At 55.6% G+C, this 22,832-nt stretch carries 17 protein-coding genes and 1 pseudogene; 10 read left to right on the forward strand and 8 right to left on the reverse strand.

Annotation, left to right across the window (positions count from 1 at the left end):
• Nucleotides 1-66 precede the first annotated feature (66 nt).
• On the forward strand, nt 67-2,082 hold the full coding sequence (locus ACIQ2T_RS02060) for a PQQ-dependent dehydrogenase, methanol/ethanol family (protein WP_397589379.1): 2,016 nt from the start codon (nt 67-69) through the stop codon (nt 2,080-2,082).
• Nucleotides 2,083-2,596: 514 nt separating this feature from the next.
• Here the strand turns inward: ACIQ2T_RS02060 and ACIQ2T_RS02065 are convergent.
• The 4 genes and pseudogenes from ACIQ2T_RS02065 to ACIQ2T_RS02080 all read right to left on the reverse strand — a co-directional run bounded on the left by ACIQ2T_RS02065 (nt 2,597) and on the right by ACIQ2T_RS02080 (nt 6,660).
• Complete coding sequence (locus ACIQ2T_RS02065; RefSeq protein ID WP_397589380.1) at nt 2,597-3,799, reverse strand: MFS transporter; 1,203 nt, start codon at nt 3,797-3,799, stop codon at nt 2,597-2,599.
• A gap of 265 nt (nt 3,800-4,064) precedes the next feature.
• Nucleotides 4,065-4,202, reverse strand: a pseudogene (locus ACIQ2T_RS02070) (indole-3-glycerol-phosphate synthase TrpC); the annotation flags it as partial.
• A 326-nt stretch (nt 4,203-4,528) separates the two neighbouring features.
• Nucleotides 4,529-5,680, reverse strand: coding sequence for a serine hydrolase domain-containing protein (locus tag ACIQ2T_RS02075; RefSeq protein WP_397589381.1), 1,152 nt, complete (start codon nt 5,678-5,680; stop codon nt 4,529-4,531).
• 113 nt (nt 5,681-5,793) lie between these two features.
• Nucleotides 5,794-6,660, reverse strand: coding sequence for a hypothetical protein (locus ACIQ2T_RS02080; protein ID WP_397589382.1), 867 nt, complete (start codon nt 6,658-6,660; stop codon nt 5,794-5,796).
• 218 nt (nt 6,661-6,878) lie between these two features.
• On the opposite strand from ACIQ2T_RS02080, the gene ACIQ2T_RS02085 reads away from it, so the two are divergent.
• Both ACIQ2T_RS02085 and ACIQ2T_RS02090 read left to right on the forward strand, forming a co-directional pair.
• Nucleotides 6,879-7,880, forward strand: coding sequence for a hypothetical protein (locus ACIQ2T_RS02085; RefSeq protein ID WP_397589383.1), 1,002 nt, complete (start codon nt 6,879-6,881; stop codon nt 7,878-7,880).
• A gap of 122 nt (nt 7,881-8,002) precedes the next feature.
• Complete coding sequence (locus ACIQ2T_RS02090; protein WP_397589384.1) at nt 8,003-9,139, forward strand: 12-oxophytodienoate reductase; 1,137 nt, start codon at nt 8,003-8,005, stop codon at nt 9,137-9,139.
• Between the two features lie 200 nt (nt 9,140-9,339).
• Here the strand turns inward: ACIQ2T_RS02090 and ACIQ2T_RS02095 are convergent, their stop codons facing one another.
• Nucleotides 9,340-10,674 (reverse strand): SRPBCC family protein, encoded by a 1,335-nt coding sequence (locus ACIQ2T_RS02095; RefSeq protein WP_397589385.1) that lies wholly within the window; start codon nt 10,672-10,674, stop codon nt 9,340-9,342.
• A 190-nt stretch (nt 10,675-10,864) separates the two neighbouring features.
• Nucleotides 10,865-12,505 (reverse strand): FAD-binding protein, encoded by a 1,641-nt coding sequence (locus tag ACIQ2T_RS02100; RefSeq protein WP_397589386.1) that lies wholly within the window; start codon nt 12,503-12,505, stop codon nt 10,865-10,867.
• Between the two features lie 205 nt (nt 12,506-12,710).
• Here ACIQ2T_RS02100 and ACIQ2T_RS02105 point away from each other — a divergent pair, with 205 nt between their 5' ends.
• Nucleotides 12,711-13,403: a TetR/AcrR family transcriptional regulator gene (locus ACIQ2T_RS02105; protein ID WP_397589387.1), complete on the forward strand. Its 693-nt coding sequence runs from the start codon at nt 12,711-12,713 to the stop codon at nt 13,401-13,403.
• Here the strand turns inward: ACIQ2T_RS02105 and ACIQ2T_RS02110 are convergent.
• Entirely contained in the window at nt 13,400-14,155 is a 756-nt protein-coding gene (locus tag ACIQ2T_RS02110) for an SDR family NAD(P)-dependent oxidoreductase (RefSeq protein ID WP_397589388.1), read from the reverse strand. The genes ACIQ2T_RS02105 and ACIQ2T_RS02110 overlap by 4 nt on opposite strands.
• Before the next feature lie 607 nt (nt 14,156-14,762).
• Between ACIQ2T_RS02110 and ACIQ2T_RS02115 the strand changes: the two genes are divergently transcribed.
• The 6 genes from ACIQ2T_RS02115 to ACIQ2T_RS02140 all read left to right on the forward strand — a co-directional run bounded on the left by ACIQ2T_RS02115 (nt 14,763) and on the right by ACIQ2T_RS02140 (nt 22,570).
• Nucleotides 14,763-17,138, forward strand: coding sequence for a TonB-dependent receptor (locus ACIQ2T_RS02115; protein WP_397589389.1), 2,376 nt, complete (start codon nt 14,763-14,765; stop codon nt 17,136-17,138).
• A gap of 58 nt (nt 17,139-17,196) precedes the next feature.
• Entirely contained in the window at nt 17,197-18,177 is a 981-nt protein-coding gene (locus ACIQ2T_RS02120; RefSeq protein WP_397589390.1) for a 5'/3'-nucleotidase SurE, read from the forward strand.
• Between the two features lie 138 nt (nt 18,178-18,315).
• Nucleotides 18,316-19,824: a phosphoesterase gene (locus tag ACIQ2T_RS02125; protein WP_397589391.1), complete on the forward strand. Its 1,509-nt coding sequence runs from the start codon at nt 18,316-18,318 to the stop codon at nt 19,822-19,824.
• 95 nt (nt 19,825-19,919) lie between these two features.
• Entirely contained in the window at nt 19,920-20,552 is a 633-nt protein-coding gene (locus tag ACIQ2T_RS02130; protein WP_397589392.1) for a tyrosine-type recombinase/integrase, read from the forward strand.
• A gap of 204 nt (nt 20,553-20,756) precedes the next feature.
• Nucleotides 20,757-21,092, forward strand: coding sequence for an ArsR/SmtB family transcription factor (locus ACIQ2T_RS02135; RefSeq protein ID WP_397589393.1), 336 nt, complete (start codon nt 20,757-20,759; stop codon nt 21,090-21,092).
• A 203-nt stretch (nt 21,093-21,295) separates the two neighbouring features.
• Complete coding sequence (locus tag ACIQ2T_RS02140) at nt 21,296-22,570, forward strand: alginate export family protein (RefSeq protein ID WP_397589394.1); 1,275 nt, start codon at nt 21,296-21,298, stop codon at nt 22,568-22,570.
• 20 nt (nt 22,571-22,590) lie between these two features.
• Here the strand turns inward: ACIQ2T_RS02140 and ACIQ2T_RS02145 are convergent.
• The coding region (locus ACIQ2T_RS02145) for a hypothetical protein (protein ID WP_397589395.1) at nt 22,591-22,832 on the reverse strand (242 nt) is incomplete at its 5' end.

Below are 22,832 nucleotides of genomic sequence, written 5' to 3' on the forward strand. Positions count from 1 at the left end.
TGTCTTTGCTTTCCTCCACTCAAAGGTTACATCCAAATCGACGAACAAACGAGTTGGGAGAGCAAGATGGCCTTTATTCCAGAAAAATCATTTGTCGCACGCCTTGCATTGCTCGTGACCGCTCTGACTCTGGCCGGATGCACGCGCGATTCTGAATGGCCCGGCTATGGCGGCGACGGAGAAAACCACTTCAGCCCGCTTGAACAAGTGAACACTGACAATGTAGGCACTTTGGGCCTGCAATGGCATTACGACATCGAAACCCCAGGCACCGCGTTTACTGCCCCAGTGGAAGCCAAGGGGGTGCTCTATTTCGCATCGGGCCTTTCGATTGTTCATGCCTTGGACGCCGTCACTGGGAAGCTGCTGTGGCAATTCGACACCAAGGTTCCCGAGCACGCTGACAAGGAACTGCGCAATGCCTGGGGCAGCCGGGCCATGACTTATGCCAATGACAGGGTCTTCGTCGGCACAATGGACGGGCGCCTGGTTGCGATTGACGCCAAGACCGGCAGATTGGCGTGGAGCGCAAAGACTACCGAAAGAGGAGACGGAAGATACATCACTGGCGCACCGTGGGTTTACGACAATGTCGTGGTGATCGGCCATGGAGGCGGCGATTTTGGCCCGGTGCGGGGCTACGTTACCGCCTATGACCAGACGACCGGCAAACAGCTCTGGCGTTTTTACACAGTGCCGGGCGATCCCGCCAAGGGATTTGAAAACGCGGCGATGAAAATGGCCGCGAAAACCTGGAAGGGTGAATGGTGGAAGTTTGGCGGTGGTGGCACGGCGTGGAACGCCATGGCCTATGATCAGAAGTATAATCGTATTTACATCGGCACGGGCAACGGCGGGCCGTGGAACCAAAAAGTTCGTTCCCCCGGCGGGGGCGATAACCTGTTCCTCTGCTCGATCATAGCGCTGGACGCCAAGACCGGCGAATACGTCTGGCACTATCAGATCAACCCGGGCGAGACTTGGGATTACAACGCGGCGATGGATATGGCGCTCTCCACGATCAAGATTGACGGCAAATCGCGCGACGTGTTGATGACGGCGCCAAAGAACGGCTTTTTCTATGTCCTTGACCGGGCAACCGGCAAGTTCATTTCCGCCGGACAGATTGCGTCCCAGAACTGGAACCGTGGCTTTAACGCTGCTGGGCGGCCCATAGAGAACCCGCAGGCACGCTATCCCGATGGCAAGCCGTTCATGCTATTTCCATCCGTTTTTGGCGCGCATGGTCCAGAGGCCATGTCATTCAGTCCGAAAACCGGGCTGGCCTATATCCCGACATCACATTCCGCGTCCGTGTTTATTGATCCTCCGGGCGGCATAACCGATGGCAAACCTGCACAGGATGCCGGCTTCAACGCTGTTGGAGTGCCGCCGCCTGACATAACGCCGCCGCAACCGCAAAGCGGTCTGCTGGCATGGGATCCGGTGACGCAAAAGGCCGCATGGAAGCTGTCCTTTGGCGGCATGTTTACTTCGGGAGGGACACTGGCAACCGCTGGCGGCCTGGTGTTTCAGGGCCTCAATACTGGCGAGTTTAATGGCTATGATGCACGTTCGGGCGCAAAGCTGTGGTCATTTACCAACGAAACCGCCATTCGCGCGCAGCCGATTAGCTATAGTGTGAAGGGCAAGCAATACATAACCGTTCTGGCCGGGGGCCGATATCTGACCGGACAGAGCCTGCTGAAAGTTCCCGACTATCGCACCGAACGCCGCCGCGTGCTGACCTTTGCCATTGGCGGCAATGCTGTCCTGCCCAAAAGCACACTGGCCCCCGCACCATATCTGGCGGCCCCGGAATTCCGCATCGACACGGCACTGGCGAAGGTCGGCGCCATGACTTATGCGGCAAATTGCATGGTGTGCCACGGGGTCGATGCGATGTCGGGTGGCGCAGCTCCCCACCTGCTGCGCTCCCCCGTCCCCCTCGATCGCGCTGCGTTCAACGTCGTGGTGCGCGAGGGGGGATTGCTCGCCAATGGCATGCCCAGCTACCCGGAATTGACGGACGAGCAGGTGAACGGCCTGATGCATTATTTCCGCCAACGCGCCCGCGAATAGCATCAAAGGCGGCGCTCCAAACGGGACGGCGCATCTGGCCATCCCGAAATGGGGACGCTTAGCTCAGTTGGTAGAGCAGCTGGTTCTTAATCAGCGGGTCGTAAGTTCGAACTCCTCAGCGCTTACCATTTATTTCAATGGCTTACATGCTGTTCTCGCGCAAAACGCGACAGTTTTTAATTTCCAGCAATCACATAGCCATCACCGGGCGACGCTGCGCTGCCTGATCGGCTTACCGTATTTTAGTTCGGGAATGCCGCATGAAACCAAGAACGCATAGGTCGCGTCGTAAAACGCGGGCGGTCGAGTAGGAGCCTTTGCGTCGCCGTGCGGCACGAACACTATCAGCGGCAGTATTTGGGCCGCACCATTCCATATTTAAACCCCTGAATCTATGAAATTAATTGTCGACGAGGCCTTGTCACCGGAATGCAGGCACTATGCTTTGCCGCTAAATCTTACAAAGGCGAGCTTAGAAAATTTCTCCGTCAAGCTTGTTTTGAAGAGCATAGGTTTAAGCTTTTGCGCGGGCTTTTCCTGCAGGGCCGATCGTTCCTGCGATAACCAGACAGGCCGCGTAAAGTGCGGCCAGCAGATAATAGACCAGCGATGGCCCGCCGCTTCCCCCGATTGCTAACGCGATCGGGGGAAACAGGATCTGCGGTCCGAACATGGCGAGGTTCATGACCCCCATGGCACCGCCGACATTACCCGTCGGCCCAATGGCTTCAATCGCGGACGCAAAGATTGCCGCAACGCAAGCAGCAAGCCCTGCGCCCATCAGGCCAAAGCCCACGGTAGCGCCGGTGATCGCCCCGCTCGCACCGATTACGGCGCAACCGCTTCCAGTCAGGGCAAGGCCAAGCAGCAGCATCTTATGCGTGCCGAAAAGGCGATGAACGTAGCCATAGCTGCCTGATCCCAACAGCGAGCAAGCCGCCATGATAGCCAATACGCTGCCTATGCGGCCGGAATCGCTCATCCCGATTGAAGAAAGATAGACCGGGGAATAGATTGAACTGCCGACCATGCTCCAACCTGCAACCACGGCGATAACAAGCAGAATGATCGGCAATCCGGCCAATGGCTTGGCTGGCAGAGGCTCAGTGCCCGCCTCCTCCACGTGCGTTGGCTCCGATCTGGGCGGCAGGGCAAATGCGGTCAGCGCCAAAGGCACCACTATAAGATGTACCAGAAATGCCAGATCCCAGTCCTGCTGCGCAAGGAATCCAACAAGTGGAAAGGCTGCAATGGAGATGGCGCCGCCCGCGAAATTCAGCATCCCGATCATGGTATGTCGCTGCTTTTCGGGTACGCGCGCGATGCCAGAATACCCTGCGGTGGAAACCCCGGCGATGCCCAGTGCCAGGATCACGCGGAACGGAATCATCGCCCAGAGTGAGGAACAGATGGCCGGGCCCAGTCCGCCGATCAAGAACAGGACGATGGAGACGAGATAGATTGACCTTACGCCGTGTTGCGCGACAAGCCGCCCTGCCAATGGCGATGCAAGAGCGAACAACGGCGCGACTAAGCCGATGACGATCTGGATCATCAAAGCCGCATTTTGCGTGTCCGCGAAGCCCCGCTCAATCGCAGGCAGCGCAGCTCCCATGGAAAAAAGGCCAATCGCAGGAAAGGTGCCGGCGGCAATCAGCGCTATCCGGGGCACAAGACCAAGTCGATCCCAGCTCTCCTCGCCAGTTTGCTTAACCATAGTTGTTCCCCTTCCCACACCAACGCCAACCTTTTGTAGTTTGTTCGTGGCGCAACGCGATCTTCTACCCAAATCGTCATTGCGGAGCCAGCTTAATAGTCAACGACGCTTGGCGATCAGGCTATGATATAATGGGCATGGCTGCCAATGGGCAGCATCAACTAATCAGCACGCTCGTAAGCCTATGAATTAAATTTAATGTTTATCAGTGTAACAACCTCTCCTCAGGCCCTCTTCACAAGCTCAGGATGAGCAGGGCGTGCCATTAGCCTTCTAGAAGAATGCGCGTGGCGGCTGTTATGTCTGGCTCGCGCATCAGGCTTTCGCCAACGAGGAAGGTGCGCGCGCCACATGGCTCGAGGCGGAGGAGGTCAGCGTGGGTGCTGATGCTGCTTCCGCCGACGTCCCTAATGCAAATTCGTATTTCCCTGCTGCGATCGTCCAGCCACGGCCGTTTTCATCAATGAAAAATGGCAATGCAGACATTAGGTCTAAGAAACGTGCTGTTCGTTATCGCTAGCTTTAGAGACATTCGGTCGTTCAACACGCGTCACTAACACCTGCTGACTATTCATCTTCCATTTTACAACGCTCAATGCTTGGCAAATATGCGGGCCTTTTGCGATGATTATGATCACCAAAGCCTTCGACAGTATTTACTCTGAATGTTTGCTGACAACCAGTGCATATGCATTATGCGGCATCGTCCTTCGGTTTTGCGTCACAGCATCAATATGCCATGTCCAGTGTATCTCGGACGATGTCGATGATTGGCGTGTTGTGACATTCCTGGATGGAAGGCGGATTGAACAGGTAATTGTGGCAGATTGCCACCGATAGTCGGTTATCCATGTCGGCAATGCCAACCGAATGACCGTAGCCTGGCTTGATGAGGGTACGTGCATTTCGGGCCGGTGCGCCGGGCATGAAGTTGGTACCGAGCCAGAGCCCGCCTTTGCCAAGCGGAATATATGGCATCGATATAACCGGATCGGGTCCTTCATCGGTCACCGCGCAGGATACAAGAAAGCTCTCGACCGTCTCGCGTTTCAGGATGCGGACACCATCAAGCTCGCCCCTTTCGGCGATCATGGCCCAGAAGCGGGCCTCGCTGCGGGCAGTGAAAATACCGCCAACTGACGGTACCGTCGCGCGCCGGACATCCGGACGCTCCCATACAGCAGGCCCCAGATCTACAGCGAGTGGAATAGACTGCCGGAAAAGCGTGTCGGCAGCCCAGAAATGGGTCTTTTCCGGTTCATAGAGGCTGGCGATGCGCGGTTCTTCAGCGTCTGTGATGCCATGGTGGAGATCCAAGGCCTTTAGCGGAACGCAGATTTCCTCAATTACGAAATCGCGGTAGCTCCGCCGAGCAGGATCAGTGCGGCAAATGATTTCGCCGAGCATCCAGCCTTGGGACATACACTGGTACGCGGTACGCGAACCAGGGTCGAAAAGAGGGCTAAGACGAGCAATCTCACTCGTCATCCAGCTCCAGTCGCCGAGACGTTCAGGCGTTATGTCATCCGGAAGATGAGGCACCCCGGACCGATGATACAGAACATGCGCCACAGTGACCCCGGATTTGCCGTTCTGGGCGAATTCAGGCCAGTATTTGGCCACGGGTGCATCCAATTCAACAAGGCCGCGTTCGATCTGGATATGCAGCGCGACATCGACGATGGCCTTGGACACGGAAAAAACATTGAACAAGGTATCGCCGTCAACCTTGGCTTGCGAGTCGTGCGCGACCGTTCCAGCCCAACAGTCAACGATCCGTTCGCCCTGATGATATGCTGCCACCTGAACACCGATTTCGTTCCCAATGGCGACTTGCTGGTCGATGAATTTCTGAACCGCATCATTAACTCTGGATTGCACAGTCTATTCCTTTCTTGTGTCTTGATATTACTCGCCGCTTTGTCCGTCATTCCATGGTATCTTTCTTCAGGCTTGCCGCAAGGGACCTACGAGAAAAAAGCTTTTTGTGCCTTTCAACTTCTAGGGTCGCCCGGCAGCAGACGGTCGGTCCACAGGATCGTCAGGCCGACGCAGTCAGCAGGGTGGGTAATGAAGGCATGCGGTCCCGCTTCCCGCAGCACACGCACACCTTCGCGCCGGAACACAGATCGCGCTGCAGCCAGATCGGCCACCTCAAGCGCGATGAGATGGGTATGCGGCTTGCCTGTTGCGGCGCCCCAAAGCGCCTGCTCTTCCTCGATACTGTCCGGAAGTCGATAAAGCACAAGAACGCCATCATTCAAGGACAGCATAGCCCCCGGTGCTGCTCCCTGGGCGTCAGCATCCAGATGAATGACTTGAGGCTGCCACAGTTCGCTAAACCGCGCTGCGGCTTCTGCTGGATCTGACACTAAGGCACCCCACCAGGCGACGCGGAGTGCGGGCACCAGTCCAGACCGGGGCGGAACCGGAGCGCCAAAGCGCGGGTCCCAGTCATTTTTCATGTCGGCCCATTCTAATTGTAGCCCGCAGGTTTGCGCCGGGTGCGTGAAGGTGAAACCATCATCGGGCGGGAATATGACGGGCGCGTTGCGCTCCGCCAAGGCCGCGCTCATCGCGACAGCATCGTTGACTTGGAGCGCCAGATTGAACATTCCGGGGCCGAAGCGATCCAGATAGCGCCAGCCCGGGCTTGCAGCATCATTTGGTTCCATCAGTTCAATCAGGTTATCGCCGATGGTGCAGCAACCACCGCGCCGCGCGACTGGCGGCCCGACATCGCTGAATTCGAGTGCGGTGCAACCGGTGAACCTGTTCAACCAATCGAGCGCCCCCTGGTAACTGCGAACAAGCGCGGTCCCGTGAAACGTCCAGACAACGCGCGGGCTATCGGTGGTCATACTGACTCTCTCCTGAATTCCTCCACACGGATTTCCCGCTGAGAGGCGCTGATAAGTGCGCGTAGCTATGTTCGCAGGGCTTTGTGAATGGCCCAGACCTTCAAATCCGATAAAAGATACCATGCCGTAAAGATAGTCTTGATTTTCGTATCAAGCAAGGCTATATCGTCCCACAATATTGTAGGAATTTATTTCAATAACAACCTTGGGAGAGAGCTATGTCACAAGTACAGTCTTTGGCCATGCATGACAGCGTTCTCGGCTACGAGGCCACCGATGAGGTGCGCCATCAGCCTTTCGACGATATAACCTGGCAGGAAAGCGCCTGGATTTATTGGGGCGATGGCAAGGGTCTGGGCGGCGCCGTGCATATCGGGCAGGAAATGAACGCGGGCACCGCCAACATTTTCGCATCGGCCTATTCTCCCGATCTAGCGTTCAGGCGTTGTCATTTGGGCTATCCCTTGGACAATGGGCCGGGCTCAGAAAAGCGGCACGTTGCCGGCCCTTACGCGATGGAATCGGTAAACGGAAAAACGATCATCCGTATGGAAGACGAAGGCGTGAGCCTTGAACTTCTGTGCGAAGACTTTGCGCCCTATCCGTCGCTCTTGCCCGTGCAGGCCGCCCTTGGTGATCCCACGATCACTAGGCGCCCGATGCATTATCAAACCCCGGGCCGCGTGCGCGGAACGATGAAACTTGGGAGTGAGGTTCACCAGATTGACGGTGTCGCGACGCGCGGACACTCTTGGGGTGTGCGCGATTTCAACGTGCTGCGCGGTGGCGGATCGCGCGTGGCAATGGGCTCGTTCGGGCCTGAATTCTCCTATTGGGTTCGCGTACAGATTGAAGAAGACGGCAACATTCTTCGGCACGGTTATGTGCTTGAGAATGATCGCCTCACATATGTTGATGACATTGATCTGCTGCTTGAGCAGGACAGCGATTCGATCACTTATCGCAGCGGCAGAATCCTGATCGGTATGCCCGATGGTCAACGCCATGAATTGGTAGTGCCATTCGATAACATCAATCATTTTCAGTATCATGCAGAAGTCGGCATTACCTTGGGTGTCATGATACAAGATGAGCGCCAGGGCGGGTATTGCGCGTGGGAAATTTTGGATCGCCCGCCGCTGCGTACCGGTACGGTGCCCCCCAGCATGGGTACGCTGGTATTGGACGGGCTGCAATTGCCTCGTCACGCGCGCGCCTAAGAATGGTCCGCGCCGAGAACTGGGTCGGCAAAGCAGATGCCGATCCTCAAACCAGCAGCAGAATTGCGCGCGGTCCATCCGCGTGCTATTACGCCGTGAGAAGTGACGACAGGCCCAATTTTATGATTTCTGACACGAGTGCTCTGTTTTCACCCTATCAGCTCGGTAAGCTGACACTCAAAAATCGAATTGTCATGTCGCCGATGACGCGCGAAATGTCGCCAGGCGGCATGCCAGGTGACGACGTTGCCAGCTATTATGCACGTCGTGCCAACAGCATTGGACTCATCATTACCGAAGGCGTGGGCATCCCTGATCCTGCTGCGGTCGATCATCCTGACGTGCCGGCGATGTATGGCGACGCGCTTCCTAGATGGCGCAATGTCGTCGATGCGGTGCATGCCGAAGGCGGGCTGATCTTTCCGCAATTGTGGCATCAAGGTGTATTGCGCAACCTGGATCGTGCTGCGGCTCCTGATATCGAAGGGTTGCGACCCTCAGGGCTTTGGGGAACCCCCGGCGTAACGACATACGATGCCACCTATCTTGAGGCAATGAGCCGACCAACGGCACCCATGAGCGAAAGCCAGATTGCCGATGTGATAGCCGCATTCGCCACATCTGCCCGTGATGCGATTGACACGGGATTCGATGGCATCGCTATTCACGGCGCTCATGGCTATCTGATTGATACATTCTTTTGGGCAGAAACCAACCGGCGCACAGATCGCTATGGCGGCGATATTCGCGCCCGTGCCCGCTTTGGTGCTGAAGTTGTGGCCGCCATCCGCGCCGAAATCGGCCCCGACGCTACGATCATGTTCCGTTTTTCAAACCATAAACAACAGGATTTCAAAGCCTGCATTGCCGCTACGCCCGATGAGCTTGGCATTGTGCTGGGGGCGTTGACTGATGCCGGGGTCGATCTGTTTGATGCCAGCGCCCGTCGGTTCAACATGCCCGGGTTTGCGGGATCAGATCTTCCGCTGGCCGGGTGGGCACGCAAGCTAACTGGCAAACCTTGCATGGCGGTGGGCGGGATTGGCCTTAACAACAACTTGGTCCAAAGCTTCATCGGAACCGGCGAAACGCTTGCCGAGAACAATCTGCCTGAGGTATCTCGGCGAATTGCGGAAGGTGAGTTCGATATGGCTGGCGTTGGCCGTGCCTTGCTTAACGATCCCGACTGGGCGCGGCGGGCCGCAAACGGTGACGACTTCCTAACTTTTGACCGGGACTGCATGGCACGATTAACCTGAACCTATGCAGATTTCGCAAATTTTCGCGGCAACCGTTCAACCGCAATTTGGAAGAAACGAGGCTTGCAGTGCGTGAATCTCAGCCATTAAATTCAATACGTTTGCTTCGGTATTCGGCACAATAACGACAGAGTTCGCCTTTTGAACCTGTGGCGTGGACTTGGGACGGCGACAGTTTGCTAGCCGCGCTGCCCAAGGCCTCATTCCGTCACGAATTCCTCTAGGGCGCGGTGAAAGTTGGAGATTACGGATTCCTGATGCGGGCTAGGCCGCGCGACCGAAAAGGCGCGAGAGTTCATCCCACGCTGAATTTCGCAAAGATTGGTGAAATCTTGCAGCAAAATCTTACCCCAGAAAGCCTCGTCTTTCAGATCATTGTTCCACTGCAATTCTACATCTGGCTCGGTTCCCGGCGCATAGCGTTGCAGGGAATAGACGTCGAAGATGCAGCTGTTCGGATCATCGCCATTGGGACGGGCGCGATAGCCCAATAGACCGCTGGTCCCTTGCAGGATTACCTGATTGGGAAACAGATGCCATTGCTGCCCCCCGGCCCACAGCTCCTCGCCAGTGATGAAGGGAAGAATGATGCCATGCTCTCGGCATTCCTCGCTAATAAAGCCGTCAAAGGCCATCAGAACCTCCATAGGTGCTGTTTCCTGAGGCATTTCGTCCATGACCCGGCGCGCGGCGCGCACGGCCGTATCGTTTTTACCGAAGTTCAGCGTGGCAAACATATCTTCCATGAAAGCCAGCAGGCCCGGACGGATGTCGGCAGTCGGCTCGCCCCCGGTCAGCCGCCGTGAGCGTGAACCATAAGGCAAGGCGGGCCAATAGGCACACATGCCATGGCGGCCATGGGCGTGGCTTTCATTGATATCATCCATGTAGTGCAACATCTGCCGATGCGTGGTTTGGACGTGGTAATTTTCATTGAAGGCTTCCAACGCGGCTTTCCAGTTGCAGGGTAGGATGGTGGATTTGCGCCAGTGATACCGCAAGCCGCCAAGATCAAACGGGTCAAGAATGGCCTTTGCCGGTGCCAGCCATTCTTCCAGTGACGCACAATCGGGATCCATGTTTATATAAACCCATCCGCCCCAGACCTGCGCCTTCACCGGCTTGAGGGCAATGTCCTCATCGCGCAGACTGTCTCCCCAGCCGTCGCGGTCCACCACCTCGATATTCTGGCCCGCAAGGTTCCATCTCCAGCCATGATACCGGCAATGCAGCCTTTGTGTGCGACCGCAACCATCGGTAATCCTTCGGCCGCGATGCGGGCAAACATTATAATAGGCGCTGATCGTATCGGCAGCAGAGCGGATGACGGTGATGGAATCATCCAGAATGTCATACGTATAGAAATCACCGACTTTGGGAATTTCTTCCTCGCGGCAGGCCATTTGCCAAGCACGGGGCCACAGAAATTGCTTCTCTAGATCATGAAATGCGCGCGAGACATAATGCTCTGCGGGAACCAGCCCTTCTTCCAATAGGTCGCGGCGGGCGGCGTTGGCTGATAACAGGTTGGTCATGCGTTGGTCTCCGGTTTAGGGATGGCAGTGCTCAGCTTAGTTCGGGGATGCTTTCATAGCGCCGCCTCGAGGCCACACGCTCGGCGATCCGCCAACGGTGAGGGGTTTTACGCAAGACATCGCTATAGACGGCGCTACCGGCATGATCCCGATACCTGCCGATACCCTTGTTTTGGACAGTGAGATCTCCTCAATTGGCCAGCATGTGCCGCGCGGCGATATATCCAAACACGCTTGACGCGCCGATGCTCAGCCCCGCGCCAGCATAAAAGGGACCAGACAGCGAGGCCGTACTGTTGCCCGCAGCGTAAAGCCCCTCAATGACCGTGCCATCGCCGCGCATTACTTGCGCATGCTCGTTGATGAGCGCCCCGCCGCACGTGCCAGCATCGCCCGTCACCAGCGGAGCTGCATAAAACGGCCCTTGCTCGATGGTGCCAAGGCAAGGATTGGGCTTGACTGTTGGGTCAGCAAAATAACGGTTGTACACGTTATCACCGCGCGCAAAATCCGTGTCTTTGCCGGTGACGCAGAACTGGTTGAAGCGTGCGACAGTGGCTTGCAATCCTTCGGGATCGACGCCGCAGGCAAGGGCAAGCTCTCCCAGCGTATCGCCCTTCTTCATCCAGCCCATCGTCAACCACTGTTGCGGAATTTTCCCGGGAGGCTTGGTGTTGTAGGTATACTGCCTGTGATATCGAGCATCCACCACATGCCAGGCCGGGATCGCCGGCACTGCCTTGTTCCTTTCGAACATGGCATTGCCGATTGCCATATAAGAGGAGCTTTCATTCACAAAGCGACTGCCCGATGCATCCACCATGATGCTGTGCGGCTTGCACGTTTCGAGCACCGCATGGTGCGGCCCGGTTTCGGGAAAGATAAGGGTCTGAATCCACCACGCCTGATCCATCATGCCCAGGCCTGCGCCCGCGCGTTCCATGATCTGGATAACCTCGCCGGTGTCGCCAGGATTAGCCTTGGTCCAGCGGTCAGAGGCGGGAAGCGGCTGATAGCGTTCCCGCATCGGCAGATTGCGAGCAAAGCCGCCCGCCGCGATCAGAACACCTCTGGGGGCAGCAACATGAACGGGCTCACCGGCGCGTTCGAGATGGGCGCCCACCACTTTGCCATTGGCCATGTCGAGATCGATCAGCATGGTCTCGGTCCAGATGTCGATGCCCAACCGCAGCGCAATCTGCAACATCCGACCTTGAAGCGAACCGCCTGACCCCACAACCGCGCTGCCCGTAAGCTTCTGCTTGGCCATGCGCATACCTAGCCTTGCTGCCATGGCGGCACCGCTTGCGGTCCGCTTCATCAGCAACAGGCTTCTCGCCTCGGATGTGCGCAGCGGCATTGCCATGGGCGAGCGTCGAAAACGCGCCTTCCACGGACCAAGCTCATTCAGGTTGAACAACTCAGCCTGTATCGATCGGCCTACCGAATTGCCACCAGGCAGTTGATCGTAATAGTCACAATAGCCACCGCTGCAGCGCCGATATTGCATACCTTGCTGTTCCATCGCGGTGATCATGTCCGGGATGGCATCGACAAAGGCGGCCCGCCGCGCAGGGGTCGAAACAAGATCGTCGTCGCGGGTGAAGTTGGCCAGATAGGTGAGCGATTCCTCGCGGCTGTCGGCCACACCATCGCGGGCCATCAACGGGTTGTTGGGTAGCCACAATATGCCACCCGACAATGCAGTTGAACCACCGACCAGTTCGGTCTTTTCAATCACGAGAGGTCGCAGACCATGTGCCTTGGCGTTGATGGCCGCAACCAGCGCACCGGCACCGCTACCCACGATGATAAGGTCATATTTCGTCATGTGCATCCCCTCGATTTCTTGCCACTTCATAAACGATACGGACTAGTATTTATCATGGGCTACATGCATTTCCCTCGGTTGGCAAGCCACTCTGCATCTGGCCTGCCATCGGTTGCCAGGGGCAAGGTTTGGGGCGGCAACTCCATATCATTTGCGCAATCCGGCGTGGCGCTGCTAATGGCCCATGCAGATTATGGGGAACAGAATGTCGACAAAGGAAAAAGCGAGCAGAACCCTCACCAAAGGGAGGGTTGGCAGGCCCTCCAAATCGGTCAGCGAGGCTCTGGACGACACCCTGTTGACTTTGGCGACGCAGGCGCTGCGCGACGCCAATTTCGGCGAGATCTCTCTGGATAAGCTGGCCGCACGGATCGGCGTGTCCAAACCAACCATATACCGGCGCTTTGCCAACCGGAGCGCCCTGATTGAGGCAATGGTCGAGCATGAATTTTCTGCGTTACTAAAGGTCAGCGCCGAAAGGGAAACTGTGTCTGCCGATGCCAAGTTTGGCGCCCAATCCGATCCGCTCGACGATCTGCGCGATTATGCACAGGCACTGTTTGATTTCTCGCTGCGCCCCAGCACGGCTAATTTTGTTGGCTTCTTGCATCAGGAAGCTTTGCTCAATCCCCGCATTGCGCAATTGCGCCGCGAATGGCACGTCAATGTGCTAAACCATCTGGCAGAGAGTATCCGTAAGGTTCAGGCAAGCCGCCGTTTCGCGCCCTCGGACCCCGCTGCGCTGTCCACCTTGCTTATCGACCTAATGCACACGGCAATCTCTCTTTATCCTCTGGGATTTAGCCAGAAGGACGTGCTTTCCGGGATGACGCCTGTCGACTATTTCCAATGGCGCTTCTCCATTTTCCTTACAGTGGCGAGCACGCGCACCAACTAAAGCGATTCGCCGCCATCCGCCGTTAGGTTGATGCCCGTAATGAAACCAGCGCGCCGCGAAGACAGGAACGCAACAGTCTCGCCAACCTCCTCTGGCGTACCAATACGACCTAGCGGGATAGTTTTCTTTTTCTCTTCCCTCAAATGGGGCATGTTAACGAATAATCCTTCGACGCCTTCGGTTCCGATCCATCCACAACGCACGGTGTTGGCGCGCACGCCATGGCGCCCCTCTTCCTTGGCGATGACTTTGACCATACGATCCACCGCAGCTTTTGAAACAGCCGACGGCCCTCCGCGCACTTCGATCATGTCGCCCTGATAAGTACTGAGTGACGTGAAGGATCCTCGTGTTTCGCGCAAATAGGGCAAGGCAGCAGTTGCCAAATTAATCGCGCCCATCAAGTCATGTTGTAACCAGTCCTGCCAGACACTCTCGTCTGTCTTGCTGAAGAATTGCGGGGTAAAGCTCGCCCCTCCGGCATAGACAACGCTATGGATGGTGCCAAACGCCTTTGCAGTTGCTTCCAAGGCGGCGACTACGCTGGCCCGGTCTGCAGCGTTGGCGCGCACGGCCATTGCCTCCACACCCAGCGCACGCAGATTTTCCACTGTTGCTTCCCCAGCCTTCGCGCCATTGTAGTAGCTGAGCCCCACTGGTACCCCCGCGCGCGCGAATGCGGTACAGATTGCACTGCCCAAGGCGCCACTTCCGCCCAGTACAAAAGCCGCTCCGTCTCCAAAATCAGTCATACTGCCTCCTATTAACGTTACCATATGGTATTTATTTACACCCACTTCTGTCAAGTTTTTACGAGCTTCGTATAAATTCCGAGAGAATATTTGGCTTCATGTGGGCTTCCCCGCCTGCGTCCACGGGAAAAATGTTTGGATCAGCCATTAAGAGCATTGATGGTGTCATAATGGACCGCTCATGTCGCTATTACCAGAGAACATGGTCTATTGTTAACACCTAGGTTTGGTAGAAACTAGGTCCGATTGCAGACATCCCGCTTTGCGCCCAGTTCCGGTCATTTGAAACGCATGTTAGCTGTCAGATTAGCAGACAAAATAAAAAATATTTCGGTAAACGTGGATCGACCATATTAGGAATATCGCGTTTTTTATGACGCTTAACAAGCCCGCCCGCCAGCTTTAACCATTTTCATAATGCAAACCTTGCATTTATATGACACAAATATCAATAATCGTCACAGATTTGAGATATTTCTACAATGATTCAGCCTTTTCGTTGAACTACTCCGCCCCCAAACTTCTGGGGTCGTTATTTATGTTGTTTATTTCGAAATCTGCCAAACGAAGCGTTAATAAGTTTGCCACCGTGTCAGTAGCAGCGATTTTGGCTGTTTGCTCAACCAGCGCCGCGATGGCGCAAGAATCCTCCGACGACGATAGCGCTGGCTTGACCGATATTGTCGTGACCGCGCAAAAGCGTACCGAAAATCTTCAGGACGTTCCTATCTCCATTTCCGTATTGGGCAGCGAGGGAATTGAAAATCGTCATATCCAATCACTTCTTGATTTAGGTGATGGCGCCATTCCGTCACTGCGCGTCGCACCGTTCTTTTCGCGACCAGGTGCGCTCATCATTAACGTGCGCGGCGTTGGCGTTTTGTCAGACAGCAACCAACCAGCCCGCGATCAAGGCGTCGGCGTATATGTGGATGGTGTCTACATGGGACGTGCCCAAGGTTTGGGAACCGCGCTATACGACGTTGAGAACATCGAAGTGCTTAAAGGACCGCAAGGAACGCTGTTTGGACGCAACACGGAAGGTGGCGCGGTAAACATTGTCACCAAAAGACCGAGCGGCGAATTTGGTCTGGATGCAACCTTAGGCTTTGGTAATTACGGAAGCTACAGAGCTGAAGCGCATCTTGACTTGCCCGAGACAAATAACGTCAGTCTCAAATTCGACGGGATCATGACAAAGCGGGATGGTTTCGTGAAAAACCCATTTCCCGATGCACTGGATTTCGCAAGCTTCGATAAGCGCGGTTTCCGTGCAGAGGCACAATGGAAACCGTCAACCAATTTTACGGCCAATTTAGCTTTCGATATCGCGCGCGACGCCACAAGCACAAACTATCTGCAATTGGTAGAGGGGCCCGTAGGCGCTCCAGCGACGGCAACCTCACCGGCGATTTTACCCAACCGACTTGCTAACTTGCCAATCGTGCAGCCACGGCGCGCATCGAGCACCCCGGTTGGTATGCCGCAAGAAGCAAGCGTCGGTGACACACAGGGCGTTCGCGTAGGTTTGAACTGGGATTTGACCGACAATCTGACTTTAAAATCCATATCATCTTATCGCGATATGACGCAGTCACAGTATGACAACGCCATCAATATCGTTTCTCTCCAGCAACCACGGACATCCGCAAATCCAACGGCAAGTTTTGCTGGGTTTCAGTTTGGCCGCTACAGTCTGGCACCTTTTGCCCAAGACCAAATCAGCCAGGAATTTCAGGTCGTTGGGGATTTCGCACGATTGAAATTCGCAGCCGGCGCACTTTATTATCGGGAGAATGCAGAGGATAGCGCAAAAGCGTTCAACACTTTGCAATTCACCGACGTTGATGGAACGGCCATCACGGTCCGGCAAATCGATTATGCGACACAAATTGTTCAACGTGCCAGCCGCGTTGAAACGACAAGCATGGGTGTTTATGGCCAGGCAACCTACACGCCGCCAGTTGCCAATGATGTTTTCCACCTAACCCTTGGCGGACGTTGGACGCGGGACGAAAAGGTAGGCGAGCTTTTCACTATTAACGGCACGACGCCAACGATCCCCATCAATGGTGTCAATGTTACCCGGCCAGTCCCGCTGGACGCCGCGTGGTCGCGTTTTGACCCGTTGGTAAACCTGTCCTTCGATGCGGCTGAAGATGTCCTTATTTATGGAAAATGGAGCACTGGTTACAAGTCCGGTGGCGCAAACTCGCGTTCGCTCAGCTATGCGGCATTTAATCCTGAAACCGTTTCAATGTTTGAAATTGGTGCCAAAGCCGAATTCCTGGATGGGCGCGCGCGGCTTAATGTCGCTGCCTATCAAGGCGATTATAAATCCATCCAGCTCGACTTTTTCGGGCTGTATGAAGATATCGTCAACGGCGTCCGCGTTGCCACGACGCGCACTACCTCCGACACTGTTAACGCACCGGGCACGGGTAAGCTGAAAGGCTTTGAAGCGGAATTTAATCTGGCCCCTGTTACTGGGCTAACGCTGTCGGCAAGCTATGCTTATAACAGCGTCAAAATCCCGGCGACGTTCAACCCATTCCCACAACCTGGTAATGTCTTTATAACGGTGCCGATCCCCATTTATCAGGTGTACACGCCGGAAAATACAGCCAGCGCGTCTATCGATTATGAGTTGCCGCTAAAAGATTTCACGATCCGGGCACATCTTGATGGTAACTTCAATGATGGCTTTTACGGCAACTACAGTGACCCAGAATTTGACCCCGTCACCCGTGCCGTGCGATATGCGCAGCCAAAGGGTGAAAAGGCTCTTATCTTTAACGGTCGCATCGCTTTTGCCGACATCGATATAGGCGCATCAGATGCAAAACTAACCGTCGCTGTTTGGGCACGGAACCTGTTCAATCAAGAGCATCTGTTCTACAAAGGTGGCGCGCCACGCTCAGGCGTACAGGGCTTCTTCAACGAACCAAGAACCTTTGGCGTCGAAGCTAAGATCAAAATGTAAGGGTTAGAGCAATGACCGCAGGTCTGCGCTCTAACTTATAAACCCCAGGGGACCCGATATGCGTTACCTTTTTGCCACTGCAGCATTTTTGGCTTTCACGACCCCAGTTGCTGCTGAAGCACGCAATATTGTCATCACCAATGATGACGGTCTGACCAGCAATGTTGTCGCGCTGTATAAGGCTTTAAAGGCGGACGGCCACGATGTGATCGTATCGGTTCCCTGCCAGAACCAAAGTGGGATGGGCGCAGCGTTAGGGTTGCGTCCACTTACCCCGTTGGAATCGGCGTGCCGCAACAACGCCGCTAATGCAGGTGCGTCCGGCGCTGCTCCGATGACGCGTGAAGGGTTGGGGAGTGATTTCTATTACGTCAACTCAACACCGGTTATGGCGGTGTTATACGGGTTGGATATAGTCGCCATGAAGCGTTGGGGGAAGGCACCTGATCTCGTGCTCTCCGGTCCCAATGAAGGACAAAATGTCGGGGCTATTGCTATCAGCAGCGGTACGATCAGCGCAGCGCAATTCGCAGCGTTGCGCGGACTGCCGGCAATAGCCTTAAGTGCGGGACAGAACAGCGCTGGCCCCGATTTGGAGAACGCGCAGTCAACAATAGTCGCGGGAAAAAGTGCAGATCTGGTGCGCGATTTGGACACCGCATCAAAGGGCGGTCGGATGCTTCCAGCTGGTTTAGCGCTGAACGTCAATTTCCCTAATGACGCCAAGGGAACGAAATTCTGCGCTTCCAAAATAGGCACCTATAACGCCTATACCCTAACCTTTTCCGAAAATATGGCTGCTAGCGCATCGCCCGAAATGAAGGAAATGGCGAGAACGTACAAAATGGATATCCCTGCTCTGCCTGGCTTATTACTCGGCCAAAATCCCGCCAAGCCTTCCGCCGATCAATTACAAGATGAGTCCTTTCTCCACCTGACCTGCATTGCCGTATCGCCAATGCAGGCAGGCTATGCCGATGATGACCGAAATATAGATCAGGTTAGCGGAATTTTAGCAGCCCTAGCGCCCACAAAATAGAGTTGGATGTATAGGACTCGTGGTGCGTTCTCGCCAGACTACTCCACCCCAAATTAACAGGGATGTAATTTATTTCGGGTATCTGGCTATGCTGAGAAGTATGCGTTTGCGATAATAGTCGTAGATAGGAGTTCGGTTATGTGCGTTACCAAAAATCTGTCGCGGGGCGTTATGCTGGCAGCAGTAATCCTTGTTACACCTGCACTTAGCCATGATAATGTTAGCCAAGCCACGAAAGCAGGCAAGGACGAAGGTGAAGTCCGCTGGTTAGCTGGAGATCATCACATCCATAGTCGCTTCAGCACTGGATGGGATTCAAAAACAACGCCGCCCACGCCGATTGTTGGAGAAGATGCATTGTATCCCATTCCGATGAATGCGGTAATGGCACGCCGCTTTGGTCTTGATTGGATGGTGGCGACCGATCACGGTGGACCCAATCATAGTAAAGTGTCCCACGACCACAGCTATCCAGAATTGCTTGAGTCTCGAAAGGCTGTGCCTGATCTTGTTCAATTTTTTGGAATGGAACTCAACACCCCTGGTGCTGACCACAGCAGTATAATAATCCCTGCTGGCCCTGACGAGGCTGACCGGCTGGCGTCTTTTGAGTTACGTTTCGACGCCAAGGAAGTGTTTCCTCTGGATCCAGCCCGCAACGAAGAGTCCAAAATGCTTGAGGCATTGAAAGCTGCCGACGCACAAGTCCCCAAGCCTATCGTGATTGCGCATCATCCCAGCAGGTCTGCGAATGCATTGGGCCAATATGGCCTAACAACCCCACGTGAGCTTCGCCGATGGAATGATACTGCGCCAGAGGTTGCCATCGGAATGGAGGGCGCCCCTGGTCATCAAGCCGCTGGGCAGATGAAAGAACGTTTTGCACCCTCAGTTTACGCCGGCTATTTTGGTAAAGTTCGCCCAAGAGGCGCTTATGGAAATTACCCCACAATGGGCGGCTTTGATCAGATGACTGCCCAGCTTGGCGGATTTTGGGATTCAATGTTGGGTGAGGGACGACGTTGGTGGATAACAGCCACGTCCGATTCCCATGTACATTGGACCGATGGCGGCGCAGATTTCTGGCCAGGTGAGTACTCTAAAACATATGTTCGTGCGTCTAAGACCCATGATGCAATTCTGGCCTCCATTCGAGCGGGCCGTGTTTTCGTTACGACGGGAGATCTCGTTACGTCTGTTGATTTTACGGCTCAGGCGGCGGGAAATAAAAACCTGGCCGAGACCGGTGGAACCTTAAAGGTGCCTCAAGGCCAAGTTGTGAAAATCGCACTGAAGATCACGGATCCAAGCTCTTCTAATGCCAACGGAGATACTCCACGATTGGCACGTGTTGACCTCATTCGCGGGAAAGTGACCGGTCGAGGGAACAACTTTGATGCAAACAGCAACCCAACTACTAGTGTTGCGGCACGATTTACCGCCGATAGTTGGCAACAGAGGGGCGACAGCATAACCATTATGTTCAACATTTCGGACTTAAACGGCAATGAATATATTCGGGTTCGGGGAACCAATACCAGTGACCTTGAACCTCCTGTCGATGCTGACGGTGAGAATGCGTGGGGTGATTTGTGGTTTTACACGAACCCGATCTTCCTGGAAGCTGTAGGCAAGACGAAGCAGTAACGGATAATAGCAGATAGTCCGCTTCCGGCCCAAACGCTGCCCTTCAGCAACAGGTGTATTCTTCTCGCGGCCATTCCGGCCAAAGGAGAAGTGTAATGGGTATTTCTAATCTCGATCCTGGTGCGCATGAGCGTAGACCTTGGAATGCTGGAAGTTTGGTGGGTGCCAAGCGGCCACTTAAACCACGCGACGTATGGGCAATTCGTTTCTTTCTCGATGAACATCGACGAATGCGTGATCGAGCACTTTTCGATCTAGCGATCGACAGCAAGTTGCGAGGTTGCGACGTGATAAAATTAAAGATTGGCGATGTTGTGAGTAGTGGCAGTATCCGAAACCGCGCAACTGTCGTTCAACAAAAGACCAGGCGACCTGTGCAATTTGAATTGATGGCAGATTGCCGCAAGAGCCTTCTTGCTTGGCTTGAAAGGCGCGGCGGGTCCTTAGACGACTTTGTTTTTCCAAGTCGCGTTAACCGCGCGGGGCACCTCAGCACTAGGCAATACGCTCGTCTTGTCGACGAATGGGTGTCTGCGGTCGGACTGAACGCGAGAGAGTTCGGCACGCATTCACTGCGTCGGACAAAGGCTTCGTTAATTTACAAAGCGACTGGTAACTTGCGTGCTGTGCAAATATTGCTGGGGCACAGCAAAATAGAGAACACGATCCGCTACCTTGGAGTAGACATCGACGACGCTCTCACCTTGGCTGAACGCACAGAAATATGAATGTCTGGCCCCTCGTGTAATCTGAGGGGCCAGCGCCGCCAGCAAACCGGAAGGCAGAAACTGGGCCGTATGCTGGATGGCAGCAATCTGCGATCGGCCGTACCGAAGCGGACACTGCGTCGCGCTCGCTTTCAGGCTGACAACCACTTGACCGTAGAGGCTTGATGCAATATTTCCATATTTCTCAAAATATAGGAGATAGACTTGGCAAGACACTTCTGGGCGGTAGAGGCGCTGAGCGCGCTGGCCCACGATACACGTCTTCGGGTGTTTCGACTTCTGGTGCAGGCGGGTGTGGAGGGAATGACTGCCGGCGCGATCGCTGCGGCAGTCGATGTGCCTGCGTCCACTATGTCGCACCATATCGCCACCTTGGAGCGGGCTGGGCTCGCACAGTCCGAACGTGAGAGCCGGATGATCCATTACCGCGCCGACTACGATGGCATGCGCCGGCTTCTCTCGTTCCTGATTGAAGACTGCTGCCAGCAACGGCCCGAGATGTGCGCCGACCTGGTGAGCGCGATGGCCTGCAAGCCTTGAGGGGGAGCAATGACCGACAAGACCTACAACATGCTTTTTCTGTGTATGAGCAACAGTGCTCACTTAATCCTAGCCAAGGCGTGCCTCCAGACGATGCGCTACGCACCCGGTGGGGCGTGAAAACGCGCCTCTGCCTCGCCGCGAGTGTCTTGGCACTGGTGCCAGCACCGGCGATGGCTGCGCCGCCGACGCTTCAGCATAGCATGGGAGACCCCGAGTGGGTAACACTGTCGGGGAGCAGTCGCCTGCGTTACGAAGGGCTCGAAGGCCAGCCACGCGCGGGCCTGAATGCGACGGACGAGCAACTGGCCCTTCGCACCATCATCACGGCGCAGGTCGACCTGCAAGGCATCAAGGTCAATGCCGAACTGCACGACAGTCGTGCCTGGCTGACGAAGCCAGGTGGGGCGGTGAGCGCGAACGAGGTGAACACCTTCGAACTGGTTCAAGCGAACATCGCCGGAGATATCACCCTTGATGGAGGTGCCAAATTGTCCCTACAATTGGGTCGCATGACACTCGGCCTTGGTTCCCGACGGCTGGTTGCGGCAGACGACTACCGCAATGCCACCAACGGCTATACCGGCTTGCGCGCGGACCTGCGCACCAAGGGTGGTCTTGCAGCCACGACGATCTTTGTCCTGCCGCATATTCGCCTGCCCGACGACCTGCCCTCGATAAAGGCGCAGCAGCCCCGCTGGGACCGGGAAAGCTTCGACTTGCAGCTCTGGGGCGGGCTTGTCTCGCACACCGGGCTTGTGCGTAACCTCACGCTCGAAGCCGGCTATTTCGGCGTGCTGGAGCGCGACTGGCCGGGCCGCGTAACGCGCCAACGCGACCTCGACAGCTTCAGCGCACGCCTGATCCGTGATCCTCGGCCGGGCAAGGTCGATTTCGAGCTAGAGGGTATCTACCAGTCAGGAACCGTTCGGGCGAGCGCCTCGACCAGCGCGGCGATCCTGCCGGTGGGCGCCTGGTTCGTGCATGCCGATGCCGGCTACTCCTTTCCCGGCGCTGCGAAAGTACGGCTTTCGCTGGAATACGACCGCGCCAGCGGCGACGAGCCCGGCGGGAAGTTCGGGCGGTTCGACACCTTGTTTGGGATGCGTGGTGCCGACCTTGCGCAGTCGGGTATCTACAATGCCATTGGCCGGGCCAACATCAGTGCTGTCGGCGTTCGCCTGGAGAAGGGTCTTGCGAGCCGCTGGGAAGGTTACTTCACCTACAAGCCCATGTGGCTCGCCAGCCGGACGGATTCCTTTTCGACCACCGGGGTGCGGGATCTCACCGGTAGCGCCGGGAACTTCGCAGGCCACCAAGTCGAATTGCAATTGCGATACTGGTTGGTGCCGAAATTCCTGCGCGGACAACTCAACGCCGTGAACCTCTCAAAGGGCCGCTTCCTGCGCACCGCGCCGAACGTCGTTACTGGGGCCGACACGCACTACGTCGCGACCACTATCAGCGTACATTTCTGAGCCCAGTATCGGTTCGCGGATTAGTCTGGCCGAGTATGACCCGCGGCAGACATCGGCACGTCGGAATGACAGGTTTCGGGATTAGCGATTGTTCGGCACAGCGACCGCATTTGGGCGCAAACCGGAATGGCTACTATTGGGCCTATTCTGTTGAAAAACTCGCCTGTAGTGACGATTGTTAGGCGGTCTGGAATGCAGGCGCGCGGGCTTACATTCCGGATCAGGCGGGTGCGGGGCTCGGCATCGGGATCACCTTGGCCAT

Origin of the sequence: Sphingorhabdus sp. (assembly GCF_044357595.1) — a bacterium.
Taxonomy (GTDB): Bacteria; Pseudomonadota; Alphaproteobacteria; order Sphingomonadales; family Sphingomonadaceae; genus Sphingorhabdus_B.

Bases quoted from the DNA above. Each gene is read 5' to 3' on its own strand.
- ACIQ2T_RS02065 (WP_397589380.1), bottom strand. From the start codon at position 3,799: ATGGTTAAGCAAACTGGCGAGGAGAGCTGGGATCGACTTGGTCTTGTG.
- ACIQ2T_RS02125 (WP_397589391.1), top strand. From the start codon at position 18,316: ATGTGCGTTACCAAAAATCTGTCGCGGGGCGTTATGCTGGCAGCAGTA.
- ACIQ2T_RS02080 (WP_397589382.1), bottom strand. From the start codon at position 6,660: ATGACCACCGATAGCCCGCGCGTTGTCTGGACGTTTCACGGGACCGCG.
- ACIQ2T_RS02100 (WP_397589386.1), bottom strand. From the start codon at position 12,505: ATGACGAAATATGACCTTATCATCGTGGGTAGCGGTGCCGGTGCGCTG.
- ACIQ2T_RS02095 (WP_397589385.1), bottom strand. From the start codon at position 10,674: ATGACCAACCTGTTATCAGCCAACGCCGCCCGCCGCGACCTATTGGAA.
- ACIQ2T_RS02130 (WP_397589392.1), top strand. From the start codon at position 19,920: ATGGGTATTTCTAATCTCGATCCTGGTGCGCATGAGCGTAGACCTTGG.
- ACIQ2T_RS02110 (WP_397589388.1), bottom strand. From the start codon at position 14,155: ATGACTGATTTTGGAGACGGAGCGGCTTTTGTACTGGGCGGAAGTGGC.
- ACIQ2T_RS02060 (WP_397589379.1), top strand. From the start codon at position 67: ATGGCCTTTATTCCAGAAAAATCATTTGTCGCACGCCTTGCATTGCTC.
- ACIQ2T_RS02105 (WP_397589387.1), top strand. From the start codon at position 12,711: ATGTCGACAAAGGAAAAAGCGAGCAGAACCCTCACCAAAGGGAGGGTT.
- ACIQ2T_RS02140 (WP_397589394.1), top strand. From the start codon at position 21,296: ATGGGAGACCCCGAGTGGGTAACACTGTCGGGGAGCAGTCGCCTGCGT.
- ACIQ2T_RS02085 (WP_397589383.1), top strand. From the start codon at position 6,879: ATGTCACAAGTACAGTCTTTGGCCATGCATGACAGCGTTCTCGGCTAC.
- ACIQ2T_RS02090 (WP_397589384.1), top strand. From the start codon at position 8,003: ATGATTTCTGACACGAGTGCTCTGTTTTCACCCTATCAGCTCGGTAAG.
- ACIQ2T_RS02120 (WP_397589390.1), top strand. From the start codon at position 17,197: ATGCGTTACCTTTTTGCCACTGCAGCATTTTTGGCTTTCACGACCCCA.